Raw genomic sequence first — 19,884 nt, 5'->3', positions numbered from 1 at the left:
CCTCATGCCGAAGGGCCGGGCACCCCATGGAGGTGCCCGGCCCTCACAGCCGCTACAACGCCCTTCCAGGCGCTGCGGAACTACTTCTTACGACGCCGTCCGCCACGCGCCTGCTTGCGGCGCTCCGCGCGCGTGAGGCCGTCCGACTCCGAGCGCACAGGCTCCCCGTCGTCGGACCAGTCGCTCTCGACGGTGCCGCCCGCGCCGTCCACGGTCGGCGCGGAGAGGTGCAGGTTCCGCCGCTGCGGAGCGTCCAGACCCTTCGCGCGGATCTCCGGACGCGCGCCCGCCTGCGCCGGAACCGCGTCCTGCACGCCCTTCTCCGGCGTCGGCTTGTCCTCGACCGGGACCTCCTCGACCTGCTGCTCGACCTGGACCTCCAGGTTGAACAGGTAGCCGACGGACTCCTCCTTGATGCCCTCCATCATGGCGGTGAACATGTCGAAGCCCTCGCGCTGGTACTCGACCAGCGGGTCCTTCTGGGCCATCGCACGCAGGCCGATGCCCTCCTGGAGGTAGTCCATCTCGTAGAGGTGCTCGCGCCACTTGCGGTCCAGCACCGACAGCACGACCCGGCGCTCCAGCTCACGCATGATCTCGGAGCCGAGCTGCGCCTCACGCGCCGCGTACTGCTCGTGGATGTCGTCCTTGATGGACTCCGAGATGAAGTCGGCGGTGAGCCCGGCACGGTCGCCGGCCGCCTCCTCCAGCTCCTCGATGGTGACCTTCACCGGGTAGAGCTGCTTGAAGGCGCCCCACAGCCGGTCCAGGTCCCACTCCTCGGCGAAGCCCTCGGCGGTCTCCGCGGTGATGTAGGCGTCGATGGTGTCGTCCATGAAGTGCTGGACCTGCTCGTGCAGGTCCTCGCCCTCCAGGACGCGGCGCCGCTCGCCGTAGATGACCTCACGCTGGCGGTTGAGGACCTCGTCGTACTTCAGGACGTTCTTACGGGTCTCGAAGTTCTGCTGCTCGACCTGCGACTGGGCGGACGCGATCGCGCGCGTGACCATCTTGTTCTCGATCGGCACCTCGTCCGGGACGTTCGCCATAGACATCACGCGCTCGACCATCTGGGCCTTGAACAGGCGCATCAGGTCGTCGCCGAGGGAGAGGTAGAAGCGGGACTCGCCCGGGTCGCCCTGACGGCCGGAACGACCGCGCAGCTGGTTGTCGATACGCCGCGACTCGTGCCGCTCGGTGCCGAGGACGTAGAGCCCGCCGAGCTCCTTGACCTCCTCGAACTCGGACTGCACCGCCTTCTCGGCCCGCTCCAGGGCGGCGGGCAGCGCCGCGGCCCACTCCTCGATGTGCTCCTCGGGGTCGAGGCCGCGCTGGCGCAGCTCGGCCTCGGCGAGGTCCTCGGGGTTGCCGCCGAGCTTGATGTCCGTACCACGGCCGGCCATGTTGGTGGCCACGGTCACGGCGCCCTTGCGGCCGGCCTGGGCGACGATGATCGCCTCACGGTCGTGCTGCTTGGCGTTCAGCACCTCGTGCTGGACGCCGCGCTTGCTGAGCTGCTGCGAGAGGTACTCGGACTTCTCGACCGACGTCGTGCCGACGAGGATCGGCTGGCCCTTCTCGTGCTTCTCGACGATGTCGTCGACGACCGCCTCGAACTTCGCGACCTCGGTGCGGTAGATCAGGTCCGACTGGTCCTTGCGGATCATCGGCCGGTTGGTCGGGATCGGGACCACGCCGAGCTTGTAGATCTGGTGGAACTCGGCGGCCTCGGTCATCGCCGTACCGGTCATGCCGCACAGACCGGGCTGTTCCTTGCCGTCGTGGTCGTGGCGCTTGTAGAGGCGGAAGAAGTTCTGCAGGGTGATCGTGGCGAGCGTCTGGTTCTCGTCCTTGATGTCCACCCCTTCCTTCGCCTCGATCGCCTGGTGCATGCCCTCGTTGTAGCGGCGGCCGGCGAGGATACGGCCGGTGTGCTCGTCGACGATCATGACCTCGCCGTCCATGACGACGTAGTCCTTGTCCCTCTTGAAGAGCTCCTTCGCCTTGATGGCGTTGTTGAGGTAGCCCACCAGAGGCGTGTTGACCGACTCGTAGAGGTTGTCGATGCCCAGCCAGTCCTCGACCTTGGAGACACCGGACTCGTGGATGGCGACGGTGCGCTTCTTCTCGTCGACCTCGTAGTCGCCGGTCTCCTCGATGCCCTTGAGCTGGTTGCCGGGCTCGCCCCGCTTCAGGCGGGTGACCAGCTTGGCGAAGTCGCCGTACCACTTGGTGGCCTGGTCGGCCGGGCCGGAGATGATCAGCGGCGTACGGGCCTCGTCGACGAGGATGGAGTCGACCTCGTCGACGATGGCGAAGTTGTGGCCGCGCTGGACGAGCTCGTCCTTGGACCACGCCATGTTGTCGCGCAGGTAGTCGAAGCCGAACTCGTTGTTCGTGCCGTACGTGATGTCGCACGCGTACTGCTCGCGGCGCTGGGCCGGCGTCATGTTGGCGAGGATGCAACCGACGCTCAGGCCCAGGAACTTGTGGACGCGGCCCATCATCTCGGAGTCGCGCTCGGCCAGGTAGTCGTTGACCGTGATGAGGTGGACGCCCTTGCCGGACAGCGCGTTCAGATACGCGGGCAGCGTGCCGACGAGGGTCTTGCCCTCACCGGTCTTCATCTCGGCCACATAACCGAGGTGGAGGGCGGCGCCACCCATGATCTGCACGTCGTAGTGCCGCTGGCCGAGAGCGCGCTTGGCGGCCTCGCGGACGGTGGCGAACGCCTCGGGGAGCAGGTCGTCGAGGGTCTCACCATCGGCGTAGCGCTGCTTGTACTCCTCGGTGAGCGCCCGCAGCTCGGCGTCGGAGAGGTCGACGAAGTCCTCTTCGATGGAGTTGACCTGGTCCGCGATGCGGTGCAGCTTGCGCAGGATCTTGCCTTCGCCTGCACGCATGATCTTCGAGAGGACGGACACGGGGGTTGGTCTCCTTGCCGGTCGGGCCTGGGACGGTCGGTTTCATTTGACTTGACTGAGCAACGGCCATCGTATGCGAGGACCCCGCCACGCCGGGAGGCCTGCCGATGCCGCGACCGTCCACTGCTTCACATCTCTTCGAAGGGACAACGGACGGGCGCCGCGGATGGTGCCGCACGGCGCCGACGAATTACGCGAATTGTGATCACCCGATCACGCACGGCAAATGCCTGGCGTCTACGACCGCCCCGAAGCAGAATCGGCCGATGGACCCCGTGACGCTGAGAACCGACCGCCTCCTGCTGCGCACGGTCGGCCCGCACGACACCGACGCCGTGTATCGCGCCGTCCAGGACCCCGACATCCTGCGCTGGACCACGATGCCCTCGCCCTACCTCCCCGAACACGCCGGAAGCTTCACCGAACAACTGGTCCCCGACGGCTGGGCGGACGGCACCATGTTCACCTTCGGCGTCTTCCTCCCCGAAGGGGAGGACCTGATCGGCATGCTCGGCCTGACCATGCGCGCTCCGGGCGTGGCAGAGATCGGGTTCTGGACGGCAAAGGAACACCGCGGCAAGGGCTACACGTCCGAGGCAGTCCTGACCGCCGTCCGCTGGTCCTTCACCGCGGCCTGCATCGACCGAGTCGAATGGCGAGCCGAGGTCGGCAACACAGCATCCCGCGCGGTAGCGGAACGAACCGGCTTCACCATCGAAGGCACGATGCGCTCCGCGATCAACAACAAGGGCGTACGCCGGGATTGCTGGGTGGGCTCCCTGCTCCCCTCGGACCTGGGCCTGCCGTCGACGGCACCGTATGTGCCGGCAAGAACCCAGCCGGCGTAGTCGGCTGCGTCTCCGCCGCAGCGCACAAACCCCCAGCTCACCCCCCACTGTCAGTCCCACCCCCTATCGTGCGAGCCATGACGACCCCGCGCCCCACCACCGATCTCTCGGCAGACGAGGCACGCCGCATCGCCCTCCGCGCCCAGGGCCTCCTCGGCACCCCCGACCGCAGGTCCGGCGTCCGCGGCATCCTCCGTCATCTCGGCGCGGTCCAACTCGACACCATCTCGGTCCTGGCCCGCTCCCACGAACTCATCCCCTACGCCCGCCTGGGCGCGGTAGGCCGCAAGACAGTCGAGCACGCCTACTGGAAGGACACGCACGCCTTCGAGTACTGGTCACACGCCGCCTGCATCCTCCCGGTGGAGGAATGGCCCCACTTCGCCTTCCGCCGCCGCGCGTACCGCAACCGCCCCCACTGGGGCCATGACCTCCCCGACGGCGTCTACGACCAGGTGATCAAGCAGCTCACCACCGAAGGCCCCCTCACCGCCACGGAGTTGGGCGGCGCGAAGAAGACCGGCGACTGGTGGGACTGGTCCGGCTCCAAGGTCGCCGTGGAGCGCGCACTGATGTACGGCGAGGTCGTCTGCGTGGAGCGCCGCGGCTGGAAGCGCGTCTACGACCTCGCGGAGCGCGCCATCCCGGACGCCCTGCTGCGCGACGAGCTCGACGACACCGAGTGCCTGCGCCGCCTGGTCCGCCTCGCCGGCCAGTCCCTCGGCGTCGGCACCCGCGCGGACATCGCCGACTACCACCGCCTCAAGGGCGAGCAGGTCGACGCGGTGATCACCGACTCCGGCCTCGTCCCGGTCACGGTGGAGGGCTGGGCCAAACCAGCCTGGGCGGACCCCGCAGCCCTGGCCACCCCGGCGCGCGGCCGCCACCGTACGACTCTCCTGTCCCCCTTCGACTCCCTGATCTGGGAACGGGCACGCACGGAGCGGATCTTCGGCTTCACCCACCGCCTGGAGGCCTACGTCCCCCGGCAGAAGCGCATACACGGCTACTTCGCGATGCCGGTCCTGGCCGGCGGCCGTCTCGTCGGCCGCGTGGACCCGGCCCGCGAGGGACGCACGCTGGTGGCCAAGCAGGTCACTCTGGACGGCCCGAAGGCGGTCCCGGCGGGGGCCCAGGCCCTGGTGGAGGCGGCGAGCTGGGTGGACTGCACCGACGTACGCGTGGAGCGGGTCGACGCCCCGGAGCTGCGCGAGCCCCTCACCCGCGCGCTCACCGGCCTGCTGGGCTGACCCCGACTACCGGATTTCGAGGATCTTCTCCCGCATCGCGTACACCACGGCCTCCATCCTGGAGTGCAGCTGCAGCTTCTCCAGGATGTTGCGCACATGGTTCTTCACGGTGTTCTCGGAGATGAACAACTCCTTCGCGATATCGCGGTTGTTCATACCCGTGGCGACCAGCTTGAGCACCTCAAGCTCACGGTCGGTCAGCCGCGGCGCCGGAACCAGCCGGCGCTCGTCCGTCCGCTGGATCATCGACTTGAACTCGGTGAGCAGCTTCGACGCCATGGACGGGCTGATCTGCGACTGCCCGTCGGCCACCGCGCGAATGGCGGTGGCCACCTCGTCGGTGGAGATCTCCTTGAGGAGATAGCCGGTCGCGCCCGCCTTGATCGCGTCGTAGAGGTCGGCCTCCTCGTCGCTGATCGTCAGCATGATGATCTTCGCGCTGGGAGCCACCTCCTTGATGGAGGTGCAGGCCTCGATCCCGCCCCGCTTCGGCATCCGTACGTCCATCAGGACGATGTCCGGCAGCAGATCAGCGGCCTTGTCGACGGCCTCCGCGCCGTCTCCCGCCTCCCCGACGACCTGGATGTCCTCCTCGGCCGCGAGCACGATCTCCAGGCCACGACGGAAGAGGGCATGGTCGTCCACGACGAGGACTCTGATCGGCTCCTTGCGTGGAGAGCCCGTGTCCGGGCCCATGCCGACGACGTCGCCGTCGGCATCCTCGTCCCGCATCGGTCCGAAGGTGTCCGCCATCGTTCCTCCCCCTGAAGGCTGTGGCTGGTCAGGTGCCATCGCCAACCCAAGGCAGCGGCCCACCGGTTGGGCCGGTGCGGCCCATGATTTCATGCCCGGACGGCACCAGGGTTACAGAGCGGGGCGCGAAGTGGTCGCACACCGGTGCCCCTGGGGGCGCACACGCGCTCCAGGGGCACCCGCTCCCTCGTCAGCCGGGTGGCTCAGCCGCCCAGCATGCCACCGGCCGCCTGGGTCTCCGCCTCGGCGACCATCGGGTCGGTGTTGAGGTGGATGACGCCGTAGTCGTAGGCGTGCCGTCGGTAGACGACACTCGGTTCCTTGGTCTCGGAGTCAACGAACAGATAGAAGTCGTGCCCGACCAGCTCCATCTCGTAGAGAGCCTGGTCGAGGGTCATCGGGGAGGCGACATGCGTCTTCTCGCGAACGACGAGGGGTCCCTCGCCCTTCACTTCCAGCGAGCCGATCTTCTTGGTGGGAACGCCGGCCGGCTCTTCCTCCTGGAAGGTGCCGTTCCCGTTGAGCGTCGCCGCGCCCGGGACGTGGTCGGGGACCTCGGCCGCCGTGAGCCGGCGCGCGCCTCGGCGCGAGAAACGCTTGTCGTGCTGCTTGCGCAGCCTCGCGTCCAGCTTTTCCGCCGCCAGGTCCAGCGCCGCGTACGGATCGCTGGCCGCTGCCTCCGCCCGGATCACCGGACCGCGGGAGCGGAGCGTGATCTCCACTCGGTCACTGCGGTCGGCCTGTCGGGGGTTGGGCTCCTTGGACACCTCGACGTCGAGGCTGATCACCTTGCCATCGAGCTTCTGGATCTTCTCCAGCTTCAGCTTCTCGGCCACGTGCTTGCGGAACCGCTCGGGCACCTCGGTCTTGCGGCCCTTGACGACGATGTCCACGCAGAACTCCGTTCCCGGATCGCTCCGCTCCAGCGGCGGAGCATCTCCCTTTTGCACCAGGCTCCGGCGATCCCCGGAACCTCGGACTCGGTGACTTCCACCTCCTCCTCCCCCATGGGCAAGATCTCCACCCCGCCGGCTCGGGTGAATACGGAAAACCCGCAGCACGGCATTCAGATATGAGAGGGATGGCCTGCGCCTTTCTCTCACAACCGAACATATCTCGCCCGGACGGATGTCGTCACCCTCTACAGCGGCGTACCTCCGTTCAGGTGAATTGGCCCTCTCAATACCTGCAACGATGCAAGTTCGCGGTCAGTTCCGGATTATTGCGAAGGCATCCGGCGAAGCCGCCACGACGGCCGCGCACAGCACGTCACCTGCGCGGTTACCGCCCGCCGTTCCCGGCACCCCGGGCATCCGCACCGCCTCCGCCGTCACTCCCGTACTCCGTTCCCCTCTGTCTTCCCGAGTTGCCGCCGTGCACACCGCGGTTGACCCATCACCGCCGCCAATCGGCCGTACCGCCCCGCCCGCACCCGCGCGCACACCGCGCGCCGCCCCTTCCCGCACCGCACGCGCCGCCTCCGCGAGGGAGGCGCCGGTCGTCATCAGGTCGTCGACCAGCACCACCGAGCCACCGCCCAGCAGCCGCTCTCCACCCGGTGCGACCATCAGCGCGCCCGCCAGATTGTCCAGCCGCTGCCGGGAGTTGAGCCCCGACTGATCGGCCACGGCACGCCGCTGCCGCAGGACGGCGAGCACCCGCGCCGGGGTCCCGGACCGCCGCAGCTCGGCCGCCGCCGCGAACGCGATCCGCCGCGCCGGGTCATGCCCCCGCGCCCGCACGGCCCGCCGCGCCGACGGCACCGGCACCAGCAGCACCGGCGTGGCACTGCGGGCCAGGCCGGACGGTGCCCGAAGCCCCGCCCGCACGGCCCCCGCCAGCGCCACTCCGAGTGGTGCCGCCAGAGCCAGCGCGCCGCGCTCCTTGTGGGCGAGCAGGGCGGCACGTACCTCGTCCGCGTACCGAGCCGCCGCGTGCACCACCGGCAGCCCGGGCGGCTCCGGCACCGGTCGCACCCGGCGCGGTGCGGCCCCGCTCAGGGCCGTACGGCACTCCGGGCAGAGCACCGTACGAGGCCTCCCGCAGCCTCCGCACTCGGCCGGCAGCACCAGATCGGTGAGGTCCTGCCACCACCCCCGCATGTCCACCACTGTGCCAACACGAGCGTCTACCGGCCACCCCTGTGGACAACTGCCTGTGGATAACTCCGGACGGCGAAGTCGCACGGCTGCGAAAGCTCTCTCGAAGGCCGCCGAGAGCCCTCTCGAAGCCTGCAAGAGCCCTTTCCGGAAAAGGGAAACGGCCGCCTCCGTCAGAAGCGGCCGTCAAACACCCTCAGCAACCGGCACTCACCCCGGATAAACCGGCGCCGTCCCCTCCGTCACGACCTTCTGCCACTGCGCCCCGGACTGCAGCCGCACGATGCCGTCCTCCGAGTAGGCCACCAGCGGCAACCGGTCGTCCTCCGCCGCCGCGATCTCCTTCACCCCGGTCAGCGCGGCCGGCGCCGGCCCCTCCGGAGTGGACCCGTCGACCTGGACGTACCGCACCGTCTGCACACCGTCCTGCTCGCGCCCGACCACCACGAGCCGGCTGTCACCCGCCCACGACACGGTGGTGACCTCCTCCAACTCCGGCGTCGCGGTACGCAGTTCCTGCACCGTCACGGTCGGCCGGTCCTCGCCCGGCTTGGTCTCTCGCTCGATCCGCCCGATGAGCAGGGACGACGTGTCGCCCTTCGCCACGACGAGCGCGATCCGCACACCGTCCGCGGCCACCCGTACCGACTCGATGCGCCCGTCGAGGCCCGGCGTCTGCACCTGGAGCGGCTCGCCCGCGCCGTTCTCCAGCAGGAGCAGCCGCGGCTCGTCGGGGTTACGGTCGGCCACCCAGAGGTCGTGCCGGGCGTCCCAGCTGGGCGTCGTCAGCCGGTCCCCGGCCGTCCTGCCCGCACTGCGCAGCACGGGCTCCCCGAGCGACCCTCCCGACACCAGCGAGCCGACGTACAGCTCCTTGCCGTCCACGCCGACCCCGGCCGCCATCTCCTCGTCCCGCGAGACCGCGGCGGACCGCAGCTGCGTCTGCCCCTCGCCCAGCGCACCCGGCACCGCCTCCGGTGTCCCGGCGCCCTCCGCGGTCGGCATCCGCACGAGCCGCTGCTTGTCGTCTACGTAGTACACGTACTCGATGGGTTCCGTGGACCCGCGCGCGGCCGCGGCGTCGGCCCGGTCCTCCCTGAGCGAGCACAGCTGCCTGTCGCCCGACTCCAGTTCGACCTCTTCCACCGAGGGGGTGAGGCTGCGCAGCGTGAACAGGAGCTGGGCGGCCATCTCGTTGCACTTGCTCAGCCCGACCCGGGCGGCCTTGTCGTTGAGCGGCACGGTCAGCTTGTTCTGCTCGTCGGGCGTCAGCGTGGTGACGCCCTTCTTCAGCGCGGTGCCCGTGGGGAAGCTCGTCCTGACCACCGGGCTGAGCCAGGTGGTCGGCCCCTTCAGCAGGGAACGCACCATCTGCGTCATGGGGTCGACGCGCTCACGGACGTAGACCGGATCGGCGACCGCCGCCGTCCGGCCGCTCCCGCCGTCCGCGGTGTTCGAGGCGAAGTAGTACTTGTTGACCGACGTGTAGTTCCGCTCGAAGTCGCCCTGGCCCATGACGACGCCCGGCGGCAGCTCGTCGATACGCCACTGCTTGGTCCTCGGATCCTGCGTGAGATGCAGCAGCGCCTCGTAGAGCCCGTCCACAGGCGCGTACGACTGCTGCTCGTCCACCGTGGCGACCTTGTTGCCGCTCAGCGTGAACGAGGTCTCCCCGGTGTCCTCCCGGCCCCGCGCGCGGGGCAGCTCGAAGGCGTCCGGACCGTCCGCGAGGACCGTCGTGCCCGTCTTGGGCCGCCATGCCTTCGCCGCGTCCTCGGTCAGGTACTGGCTGGCGATCTCGTAGTTGGGGTCGTCGCTGGTCAGCGCCTCCAGAAAGCCCTGGACCAGCTGTGTGGGCGTGGCGTCCGCCGAGGGCGGCATCGCGAAGACCCGCACCTGGGTGTCCTGCCGGGGAGTGGAGTCGACCCCGCTCAGATCCCCGCTGTCGGGCATCGAGGCGCACCCGGCCAGCAGTACGGCGCCACAGGCGACGTACGCCACCGCGCGCCCCGGCCTGCGCCGGGCGCCCCCCTCGCGGTCAGCGCCCACGAAATGCCTCCCCTTGCCTGCTCGGGTCCTCCGCCGGCCCGGCGTCCTCACCGCGCGCGCTCCCATCGGAGGGCGCGTCGTCCTGTCGCCGCGGTCCCGAGGCGGGCCGGGGCACGACGCGCGCTCCATTGCCCGGCAGAGCCGTGGGATCGGCCGTAGGAGCCGCTCCGGTCAGCCGCTGGGTCATCGGGTCGCGGGATGCCATCGCGGACGCCTGGTCGCCCGTATGCTGCGCCGGCACGGTCGCGCTCTTCTCCCCGCGCGGGAGACCGGCGTCGTCCAGGCCACGATTACGGCGCGAGTCCTTCGGCTCCAGCGGTATCGGCGAGCCCCGCAGCGGCTCGTCCGCGGTCCGCGGCAGCGTCAGCCGGAACTGTGAGCCGCCGCCCGGCTCGCCCCAGGCCTGCAGCCAGCCGCCGTGCAGCCGGGCGTCCTCCAGGGCGATGGACAGCCCCAGACCCGTTCCGCCGGTGGTACGCGCGCGTGCCGGGTCGGCCCGCCAGAAACGGCTGAACACGCGCGTGGCCTCGCCGGGCTTGAGCCCGACGCCGTAGTCGCGCACCGCGACCGCGACCGCCCCGCCCGCCGTGGCGAGCTTGACGACGACGTCCCTGCCCTCGCCGTGCTCCACGGCGTTGACGACGAGATTGCGCAGCACCCGCTCCACCCGCCGGGTGTCCGCCTCGGCGACGACGGGCTGCTGGTCGCCCACGACCCGAATCGTCGTGCCCTTGCGCTCGGCGAGCGGCTCGGCCCCGCTGACGACCCGGCGAACGACCTCACGCAGATCGATCGGCTCGGCCTCCAGCGCCGCCGCACCCGCGTCGAACCGGCTGATCTCCAGCAGATCCGCGAGCAGCGACTCGAACCGGTCCAGCTGGTCGGCGAGCAGCTCCGCCGACCGCGCGGTCACCGGGTCGAAGTCCTCCCGCGCCTCATGGATGACATCAGCGGCCATCCGTACGGTCGTCAGCGGCGTCCGCAGCTCGTGTGACACGTCGGAGACGAACCGCCGCTGCATCCGCGACAGGTCCTCCAGCTGCTGGATCTTCAGCTGAAGGTTCTGCGCCATCTTGTTGAAGGCCTCGCCGAGCCGCGCGATGTCGTCCTCGCCGGTGACCTTCATCCGCTCCTGAAGCCGCCCCGCGGACAGCCGCTCGGCGATCCCGGCCGCCATCCGCACCGGTGTGACCACCTGACGCACCACAAGCCAGGCGATGGCCCCGAGGAGGACGACGACGAAGAGCCCGGCGGTCGCCAGCGTGCCCTTGACCAGGCTCAGCGACTTCTCCTCCTGCGTCAGCGGGAAGAGGTAGTAGAGCTGGTAGGGGTCGCCGTTCGGGTCGTTGACCTGCTTGCCGATGACCAGGGCCGGCTGGGACTCCTTGTCGGCGTTGTAGATGATCCGCGTGTAGCTCTGGGCCGCCGCGGTGCTGCCGTCGATCCGCTCCCGCAGGTTCTCGGGCACGCTCGCGGTGGGGTCGACGTAGTTGGAGGCGCGCGGACCACGTCCGCCGCCGCTGTCCCCGCCCGCGGGGAGCGTCACCACTTCGAAGGCACCCTGGCCACCGCTGGAGAGCTGCGCCACCAGGTCGCTCATCCACTGGATGACGTTCTGCTCGGAGCGGCCGTCCGTCGCGGAGCCGTCGTCGCCGGTCCCGGCAGCCCCCGCCTCGTCGGACTTCTGCTTGGCCGCGGCGAAACCGCCGGTGGCCTGGCTCTGCGAGGCCTTCACCTTGGCGTCCAGCAGGCCGTTGCGCACCTGCCCGATCACGACGAAGCCCAGCAGCAGGACCACGCCCAGCGACATCAGCAGGGTCGTGACAACGACCTTGAGCTGGATGTTGCGCCGCCACAGCCGCATGACGGGCAGCAGCGGCCGACGCACCCAGCGCATGAACAACCGAAGGACCGGGCTGCCCTGGACCCCGCCCTGGAGCAGCCCGCCCTCCAGGAACCGTCCCCAGCGGGAGCCTGCCGTCCCCCGGCCGACAGGCCGCCCCCCGCGGGACCCGGACCGGCCGGGCGCCGAAGCGGCACTGTCACCGGACATGTCAGCTCGGCCCCGCCTTGTACCCGACACCACGGACGGTCACCACGATCTCCGGCCGCTCCGGGTCCTTCTCGACCTTGGACCGCAGCCGCTGCACATGGACATTGACCAGACGGGTGTCGGCGGCGTGCCGATAACCCCACACCTGCTCCAGCAGGACCTCTCGGGTGAACACCTGCCACGGCTTGCGCGCCAGCGCGACCAGCAGGTCGAACTCCAGCGGCGTCAGCGCGATCGACTGCCCGTCCCGCTTCACGGAGTGACCGGCCACATCGATGACCAGATCGCCGATGGCCAGCTGCTCCGGCGCCGGCTCCTCCGACCTCCGCAGCCGCGCCCGGATCCGGGCGACCAGCTCCTTCGGCTTGAACGGCTTCACGATGTAGTCGTCCGCGCCGGATTCCAGGCCCACGACGACATCGACGGTGTCGCTCTTGGCCGTGAGCATCACGATCGGCACACCCGACTCCGCCCGGATCAGACGGCACACCTCGATGCCGTCCCGTCCGGGCAGCATCAGGTCGAGCAGCACCAGATCGGGCTTGGTCTCACGGAAAGCGGCCAGCGCCTTGTCGCCGTCGGCTACGAAAGACGGCTCGAAACCTTCACCACGCAGCACGATGCCGAGCATCTCGGCCAGTGCGGTGTCGTCGTCGACGACAAGGACTCGTCCCTTCATAAACGACATCATCCCATTCTCGTAACAGTGACCGGGGCGCTGGTGAGCGAGGTCACTGGCCTGTGACGATAGTCGTATGGGGTCGCTATTGTCTGCCCTCGCCCATCGATCTTGATGGGGGTGGCGTACGTCAGCGCCCCGCCCGGGCGCCGGCCGCTGACGTACGAGAGCCGCCCGGCCTCAGCCGATCGTCACCTCCGGCGACCTGGCACACACCTCGGCCAGCGCCTCAGCCGTCACCGGCGACACCACACCCTCTTCCGTCACGATCGCCGTCACCAGCTCCGGCGGCGTCACATCGAAGGCCGGGTTGTACGCCTGTGTCCCCAGCGGCGCCACCGGTATCCCGCCGCCCGGCCCCGTCACCGGCACCTGCGGCGCGGTCACCTCGGTCACCTCGAACCCGGCCCGCTGCTCCACCTCGATGGACGCCCCGTCGGGCGTGTCCGGATCCACCGTCGTCACCGGCGCCACCACGATGAACGGCACATGGTGGTACCGCGCGAGCACCGCGAGCGGATAACTCCCCACCTTGTTCGCCACCGACCCGTCGGCGGCGATCCGGTCCGCCCCGATCAGCACGGCGTCCACCTCACCCGCCGCGAACAGCGAACCCGCCGCGTTGTCCGTCAGCAGGGTGTACGCCATCCCGCTGCGCGCCGCCTCGTACGCCGTCAGCCGCGCCCCCTGCAGCAGCGGACGCGTCTCGTCCACCCACAGCCGCCGCAACTGCCCCACCCGATGCGCCGCCAGCGCCACCGCGAACGCGGTGCCCTCCCCGCCGGACACCAGCGAGCCGGTGTTGCAGTGGGTGAGGATCCGGTGCCCGCCGCCGGGCAGCAGCTCGTCCAGCAGCGCCAGCCCTCGCTCGGCCATCCGCGCACTGGCCTCGGCGTCGTCGCGGTGCAGCTTTCTCGCCGCGGCCAGCGCCGCCTCGGCCGCCTTGCCCACGTCGCCGCTCCTCGCCAACTCGGCCCGGTGCGCGGCCTGTGCCCTGCGCGCACCGACGGCGAGGTTCACCGCGGTGGGACGGGCACCCGCGAGCGCGTCCGCTGCGTCGTCCACGTCGAAGCCCCGCGCGGCGGCGAGCGCGACACCGTACGCCCCCGCGATCCCGAGCAGCGGCGCCCCGCGCACGGCGAGCGACCGGATCGCCTCCACCAGCACCGGCGCATCCGTACAGACCAGTTCGACCTCCTCTGCGGGCAGCCTCGTCTGGTCGAGAAGGACCAGTACGGGGCCTTCGGGTGGCTCTTCCCATCGGATCACCGGTATCCCGGTCGGCCGCTTGTCCTCGCCGGATTGCGCGTGCTGATCAGCCATGCGGTCAGTCTGCCCGTTATCCGGCGGACAATTGAAGGTGTGCAGCCCATACCGGGGCCGGTCCCTGGATGACCACCCCATGGCACGATGGCTGACAACCTGCCGCCGCGACCCGCGGACGGGCACCGTGAAGGAGCGACGATGAACGACACTCCGGGCTGGGCCTCGCCCGGATCCGCCCCGTCCGACGGGCAGGAGCACGGCACGTCCGGCCCTGCCCGGCCCGCCGACCGCCCGGAGCCCGAGCAGCCCGCGGACCAGCCAGGACCGCAGCCGCAGGGCACCGGCCCGAAATGGTCCAAGGAGCAGCCGCCGCCGGCCCAGTGGTCCGCGCCCACCGGCCCCGCGGCCCCGGAGCAGACGCCACCGCCCCCACCGCCAGGACCGGGCTGGGGCAGCCGCCCCCCGGCGGGCCCCGGCGGCGGCCACGGAGGCTACGGCGGACCCGGCGGCTACGGCGCCCGGGGCGGCGGTTGGGGCGGGCCCCCGCCCGCGGCCAAGCCCGGCGTCATCCCGCTTCGCCCGCTCGGCGTCGGTGAGATCCTCGACGGCGCCGTCTCCACCATGCGCGCCTACTGGCGCACGGTGCTCGGCATCGCCCTCACCGTCGCGGTCCTCACCGAGATCGTGGTCGTCCTGCTCCAGGGCTTCTTCCTCAACGACCGCATCGACACCGACGCCCTCAACGACCCCAGCGCCACGTTCAGCGAACTCAGCCGCGCCATGGGCGACGCCATGCTCAGCCTCGGTGTCATCTCGCTGATCTCCCTGATCGGCACGATCGTGGCCACCGCCCTGCTCACCACCGTCACCAGCCGCGCGGTCCTCGGCAAGTCGGTGACCATCAGCGAGGCCTGGAAGGACGCCCGCCCGCAGGTCCCCCGGCTGTTCGGCCTGATCTTCCTGCTGATGCTCATCGCCTTCGGCATCGTCGCCGTGGGTGTCCTGCCGGGCATCCTGGTGGCCGCCGCGGGCGCCGGCGAAGCGGGCGCCGCCCTCACCGTCCTGGGCAGCCTGTGCTCCGTCGTCGTCGCGATCTGGCTGATGATCCGCTTCTCCCTCGCCTCGCCGGCGCTGATGCTGGAGAAGCAGGGCATCGTGAAGTCGATGAGCCGCTCCATCAAGCTGGTCCGCGGCTCCTGGTGGCGGATCTTCGGCATCCAGCTGCTGGCCATGCTGATCGCGAGCATCCTCGCGTCGATCATCGCCATCCCGTTCGCCTTCCTGGCCGACGCCTTCAGCGGCGACAGCGTGGGCGGCCTCCTCGAAAGTGGCGGCGGCGACCTCGGCTGGACCTACCTCATCGTCAGCGGCGTCGGCTCGGTGATCGGCTCCATGATCACCTTCCCGATCTCGGCCGGCGTCACCGTGCTCCTCTACATCGACCAGCGCATCCGCCGCGAGGCCCTCGACCTCGAACTGGCCCGCGCCGCCGGCGTCCAGGGCTACGGATCCGACACCCGGGGGAGCTGAATCGGTGAGCCTGGCGGGGGGAGTTCTCACCGCGGCGCCGGCCCTGCCGCGCGCCGCCGTACGGATGTCGCTGCACGTCAACGACGCGCTGTCGCTCGCCCGCTCCGACGACGAACCACCGGTGACCATCCCACGCGACCCCGCGCAGGAGGCCGCCCGGCGGGAACTGTCCAAGCGGATGTACCACGAGAACGACCCCGGCCTGTTCCAACGCGCCCTGGACGCCTTCTGGAGCTGGGTCGACGACCTGTTCAGCAGCGCGTCCTCGGTGACTCCCGGAGGGCCGCTCGGCCTGGTCGTCGTCATCCTGGCCGTACTCGCCGTCCTGGGCGCGCTGTGGTGGCGCCTGGGCACACCGCGCCGCGAACCCACCTCCTCCGCCGCTCTCTTCGACGACCGCCCCCGCAGCGCCGCCGAACACCGCGCCGCCGCCGAGGCACACGCCGCCCAGGGCCACTGGAACCAGGCCGTCCAGGAACGCATGCGGGCCATCGTCCGCTCCCTGGAAGAACGCGCCCTCCTCGACGCCCGCCCCGGCCGCACCGCCGACGAGGCCGCCGCCGAAGCGGGCCGCCCCCTGCCCGCCCACACCGACCGACTGCGCACCGCCGCACGGGACTTCGACGACGTGACATACGGCGGCCGCGCCGCGACCGAGCCGACGTACCGGCGCATCGCCGCACTCGACCACGACCTGGAGAGCACCAAGCCCCAGCTCACCAGCACCAGCGCCCACAGTGCGGCCCCCAACACCCGCAAGGGAGCCGCCGAATGACCACCGAGGCCACGCTCCCGTCCACCTCGGTCTCGCCCACGACCCGCCAGGTGTGGACCCGCGCGCGGGGCATCGCCCTTGCCCTCGTCATCCTCCTCGCGGGTGCCGTCGCCATCGCCGTGATCCGCTCCGACGCCCGGCACGGCACCCTCGACCCACGCTCCTCCGACGCCCAGGGAAGCCGCGCGGTCGCCGAACTCCTCGCCGACCGAGGGGTGTCCACGCGCGTCGTCACCACCCTTGACGAGGCGCGCGCCGCCGCTGGCCCGGACACCACTCTCCTGGTCGCCGTCCCCGACCAGTTGACGGAACGTCAACAAACGTCGCTGCACTCCACGACCTCCGAATCCGGCGGCCGCACCCTCCTCGTCGCACCCGGCAGCTGGTCCGTCGAACGACTCGCCCCCGGCGTCGTCGCCGACCCCGCCAAGAGCCTGGACTCCGCACTCCAGCCCGACTGCGACCTGCCCGAGGCCCGGCGCGCCGGCACCGTCGACACGGGCGGCATCCGCTACACCACCACCCACCTCCGGGCCGACTCCTGCTACCCGAGCGAGCGCCTGGCCACCCTCCTGCGCATCCCCAGCACCTCCGGGGACGGCGACACCGTCGTCCTCGGTGCGCCCGACATCCTCTACAACGACCGCCTCGACGAGCAGGGCAACGCCTCGCTCGCCCTCCAACTCCTCGGCTCCCGCCCCCATCTGGTCTGGTACCTCCCCTCGCTCTCCGACTCCACCGCCGCCGACTCCGAGGGCGAGCGCGACTTCTTCGATCTGCTCCCCTCGGGCTGGCTCTGGGGCACACTCCAGCTCTTCATCGCGGCAGCCCTGGCCGCCCTCTGGCGGGCACGCCGACTGGGTCCCCTCGTACCCGAAAAACTCCCCGTGGCGATCCGCGCCTCCGAAACCGCCGAAGGCCGCGCCCGCCTCTACCGCAAAGCGAACGCCCGTGACCGCGCGGCCGCTGCTCTTCGCTCCACCACCCTCACCCGCCTCGCCCCCCTCGTAGGCGTCCCCGTCACCCAGGCGCACACGCCCGAAGTCCTGCTCCCCGCCCTGTCCGCACACCTCCGCGGCGACGGACAGGTCCTGCATGCCCTCCTCTTCGGCCCGCCGCCCGGCGACGACGCAGCCCTCATCTCCCTCGCCGACCAACTCGACGCCCTCGAAAGTGAGGTACGCCGTCCATGATGGACCCGACCACTGACAACGCCGGGCAGAGCGGGGACCGGCCCGATTCCCGGGCATCCCTGGAAGCCCTGCGCGCCGAGATCGCCAAAGCCGTGGTCGGCCAGGACCCCGCCGTGACCGGCCTTGTCGTCGCCCTCCTCTGCCGCGGACACGTTCTGCTAGAAGGAGTCCCCGGGGTCGCCAAAACGTTGCTCGTCCGCACCCTCGCATCCGCACTCGAACTCGACACCAAGCGCATCCAGTTCACTCCCGACCTCATGCCGAGCGACGTGACCGGCTCCTTGGTCTACGACACCCGCACCGCGGAGTTCTCCTTCCAGCCCGGCCCGGTCTTCACCAACCTCCTCCTCGCGGACGAGATCAACCGCACGCCCCCGAAGACCCAGTCGTCCCTCCTCGAAGCCATGGAGGAACGCCAGGTCACCGTCGACGGCACGCCCCGCCCGCTCCCCGAGCCCTTCCTGGTCGCCGCCACTCAGAACCCGGTCGAGTACGAGGGCACCTACCCCCTCCCCGAGGCCCAGCTGGACCGCTTCCTCCTCAAGCTGACGATCCCCTTGCCCTCACGCCAGGACGAGATCGCTGTCCTCACCCGCCACGCCGAGGGCTTCAACCCACGCGACCTGCGCGCCGCCGGCGTACGCCCCGTAGCCGGCCCGGCCGACCTCGAAGCCGCCCGCGCCGCCGTAGCCAAGACCACGATCTCCCCCGAGATCACGGCCTACGTCGTCGACATCTGCCGCGCCACCCGCGAATCGCCGTCTCTCACCCTCGGCGTCTCCCCGCGCGGCGCGACGGCCCTCCTCGCCACCGCCCGCGCGTGGGCCTGGCTGACCGGCCGCGACTACGTCATCCCCGACGACGTGAAGGCGCTGGCCCTGCCGACCCTCCGCCACCGTCTGCAACTCCGCCCGGAAGCGGAAATGGAAGGCGTGACGGCCGACTCCGTCATCAACGCGATCCTCGCCCACGTCCCCGTCCCCCGCTGATGGCACTCACCGGACGCGCCGCGCTCCTCGCAGCCCTGGGCTCCCTCCCCGTAGGCATCTGGGAACCCAGCTGGACCGGCATCCTGGCCGTCAACGGCTCCTTGGTCGTGGCCTGCGCCTGCGACTTCGCCCTGGCCGCCCCCATACGCCGCCTTGGCCTGACCCGCTCCGGCGACACCTCCGCACGCCTCGGCGAGACCGCCGATGTCACGCTCACCGTCACCAACCCCTCCAGCCGCCCCCTGCGCGCCAACCTCCGCGACGCATGGCCACCGAGCAGCTGGCAGCCCGGCACGGAGATCGAGGCCTCCCGCCACCGCCTGACGGTCCCGCCCGGCGAACGCCGCCGCGTCACCACGCGCCTACGCCCCACCCGCCGCGGCGACCGCCAGGCCGACCGCGTGACCATCCGCTCCTACGGCCCACTCGGCCTCTTCACACGTCAGGGAACACACAAGGTCCCGTGGACGGTACGTGTGCTGCCACCATTCACCAGCCGCAAGCACCTCCCGTCCAAGCTCGCCCGCCTCCGCGAACTCGACGGCCGCACCAGCGTCCTCACCCGAGGCGAAGGCACGGAATTCGACAGCCTTCGCGAGTACGTCCCCGGCGACGACACCCGCTCCATCGACTGGCGCGCAACGGCCAGACAGTCCGCGGTCGCCGTACGCACCTGGCGCCCGGAACGCGACCGCCACATCCTCCTGGCCCTCGACACCGGCCGCACCTCGGCAGGCCGCGTGGGCGACGCTCCACGCCTGGACGCCTCCATGGACGCGGCACTCCTCCTGGCTGCCCTGGCCTCCCGCGCCGGCGACCGCGTCGACCTCCTCGCCTACGACCGCCGGGTCCGCGCCCTCGTGCAGGGCCGGACCGCCGGCGACGTACTGCCGTCCCTGGTCAACGCCATGGCCACACTGGAGCCGGAACTCGTCGAAACGAACGCCCGTGGCCTGACCGCCACAGCACTTCGTACGGCGCCCCGCCATGCCCTCATCGTCCTCTTCACGAGCCTCGACGCGGCCCCGATAGAGGAGGGCCTGCTCCCGGTTCTCCCTCAGTTGACTCAGCGCCACACCGTCCTAGTGGCATCGGTGGCGGACCCGTATGTCGCCCGCATGACCAAAGCCCGCGGCACCACCGATTCCGTCTACGAGGCCGCAGCCGCGGCCCAGGCCCAGAGCGAACGCCACCACACGGCAGACCAACTCCGCCGCCACGGCGTCACAGTCGTCGACGCGACGCCGGAGGAACTGGCACCTGCACTGGCAGACGCATATCTGGCGCTGAAGACTGCAGGTCGTCTGTGAGTTGGACGTTGCTCTGAAAGGGGCCCTGGAAACGCAAAAAGGCCCACACCATAAGGTGTGGGCCTTTTTCAAAATTTGTTCGGCGGCGACCTACTCTCCCACAGGGTCCCCCCTGCAGTACCATCGGCGCTGTAAGGCTTAGCTTCCGGGTTCGGAATGTAACCGG

General features: G+C 70.5%; 15 protein-coding genes and 1 rRNA gene. 7 read left to right on the top strand and 9 right to left on the bottom strand.

Annotation, left to right across the window (positions count from 1 at the left end):
• Nucleotides 1-80: 80 nt before the first annotated feature.
• A complete protein-coding gene (gene secA / locus RMT89_RS33135; protein ID WP_315887438.1) occupies nt 81-2,924 on the bottom strand; it encodes a preprotein translocase subunit SecA in 2,844 nt (947 codons plus the stop codon).
• Nucleotides 2,925-3,190: 266 nt separating this feature from the next.
• On the opposite strand from secA, the gene RMT89_RS33130 reads away from it, so the two are divergent.
• Together RMT89_RS33130 and RMT89_RS33125 are read left to right on the top strand one after the other, a co-directional pair.
• A complete protein-coding gene (locus tag RMT89_RS33130) occupies nt 3,191-3,772 on the top strand; it encodes a GNAT family N-acetyltransferase (RefSeq protein WP_315887437.1) in 582 nt (193 codons plus the stop codon).
• Nucleotides 3,773-3,849: 77 nt separating this feature from the next.
• A complete protein-coding gene (locus RMT89_RS33125) occupies nt 3,850-5,022 on the top strand; it encodes a DNA glycosylase AlkZ-like family protein (protein WP_315887436.1) in 1,173 nt (390 codons plus the stop codon).
• Nucleotides 5,023-5,028: 6 nt separating this feature from the next.
• On the opposite strand, the gene RMT89_RS33120 is transcribed toward RMT89_RS33125, so the two are convergent.
• The 7 genes from RMT89_RS33120 to mtnA all read right to left on the bottom strand — a co-directional run bounded on the left by RMT89_RS33120 (nt 5,029) and on the right by mtnA (nt 13,978).
• Complete coding sequence (locus RMT89_RS33120; RefSeq protein WP_315887435.1) at nt 5,029-5,775, bottom strand: response regulator transcription factor; 747 nt, start codon at nt 5,773-5,775, stop codon at nt 5,029-5,031.
• Nucleotides 5,776-5,978: 203 nt separating this feature from the next.
• A complete protein-coding gene (gene hpf / locus RMT89_RS33115; protein WP_399498507.1) occupies nt 5,979-6,668 on the bottom strand; it encodes a ribosome hibernation-promoting factor, HPF/YfiA family in 690 nt (229 codons plus the stop codon).
• A 315-nt stretch (nt 6,669-6,983) separates the two neighbouring features.
• Entirely contained in the window at nt 6,984-7,877 is an 894-nt protein-coding gene (locus RMT89_RS33110) for a ComF family protein (RefSeq protein ID WP_315887434.1), read from the bottom strand.
• 207 nt (nt 7,878-8,084) lie between these two features.
• Nucleotides 8,085-9,923, bottom strand: coding sequence for an LpqB family beta-propeller domain-containing protein (locus RMT89_RS33105; protein WP_315887433.1), 1,839 nt, complete (start codon nt 9,921-9,923; stop codon nt 8,085-8,087).
• A complete protein-coding gene (gene mtrB / locus RMT89_RS33100) occupies nt 9,913-11,976 on the bottom strand; it encodes an MtrAB system histidine kinase MtrB (protein ID WP_315887432.1) in 2,064 nt (687 codons plus the stop codon). The genes RMT89_RS33105 and mtrB overlap by 11 nt, the downstream gene beginning before the upstream one ends.
• 1 nt (nt 11,977) lies before the next feature.
• A complete protein-coding gene (gene mtrA / locus RMT89_RS33095; protein ID WP_015659998.1) occupies nt 11,978-12,667 on the bottom strand; it encodes a two-component system response regulator MtrA in 690 nt (229 codons plus the stop codon).
• A 168-nt stretch (nt 12,668-12,835) separates the two neighbouring features.
• Nucleotides 12,836-13,978, bottom strand: a complete 1,143-nt coding sequence (mtnA, locus tag RMT89_RS33090) for an S-methyl-5-thioribose-1-phosphate isomerase (RefSeq protein ID WP_315887431.1) — start codon at nt 13,976-13,978, stop codon at nt 12,836-12,838.
• Between the two features lie 141 nt (nt 13,979-14,119).
• Between mtnA and RMT89_RS33085 the strand changes: the two genes are divergently transcribed.
• The 5 genes from RMT89_RS33085 to RMT89_RS33065 are packed head-to-tail and all read left to right on the top strand — an operon-like array spanning nt 14,120 to nt 19,718.
• Entirely contained in the window at nt 14,120-15,451 is a 1,332-nt protein-coding gene (locus RMT89_RS33085; RefSeq protein ID WP_315887430.1) for a hypothetical protein, read from the top strand.
• Between the two features lie 4 nt (nt 15,452-15,455).
• Nucleotides 15,456-16,226, top strand: a complete 771-nt coding sequence (locus tag RMT89_RS33080; protein WP_315887429.1) for a DUF4129 domain-containing protein — start codon at nt 15,456-15,458, stop codon at nt 16,224-16,226.
• A complete protein-coding gene (locus RMT89_RS33075) occupies nt 16,223-17,419 on the top strand; it encodes a DUF4350 domain-containing protein (protein WP_315887428.1) in 1,197 nt (398 codons plus the stop codon). Before RMT89_RS33080 ends, RMT89_RS33075 begins: the two co-directional genes overlap by 4 nt.
• Entirely contained in the window at nt 17,419-18,408 is a 990-nt protein-coding gene (locus RMT89_RS33070) for a MoxR family ATPase (protein WP_315887455.1), read from the top strand. The genes RMT89_RS33075 and RMT89_RS33070 overlap by 1 nt, the downstream gene beginning before the upstream one ends.
• Complete coding sequence (locus tag RMT89_RS33065) at nt 18,408-19,718, top strand: DUF58 domain-containing protein (protein WP_315887427.1); 1,311 nt, start codon at nt 18,408-18,410, stop codon at nt 19,716-19,718. Before RMT89_RS33070 ends, RMT89_RS33065 begins: the two co-directional genes overlap by 1 nt.
• Nucleotides 19,719-19,795: 77 nt before the next feature.
• Here the strand turns inward: RMT89_RS33065 and rrf are convergent.
• Nucleotides 19,796-19,884 (bottom strand): 5S ribosomal RNA (gene rrf, locus RMT89_RS33060); the annotation flags it as partial.

This window comes from Streptomyces sp. P17, from assembly GCF_032436805.1.
Taxonomy (GTDB): Bacteria; Actinomycetota; Actinomycetes; order Streptomycetales; family Streptomycetaceae; genus Streptomyces.
The sequence above is the reverse complement of the archived record's forward strand: the minus strand, read 5'-3'. Positions and strand labels throughout refer to the sequence as shown.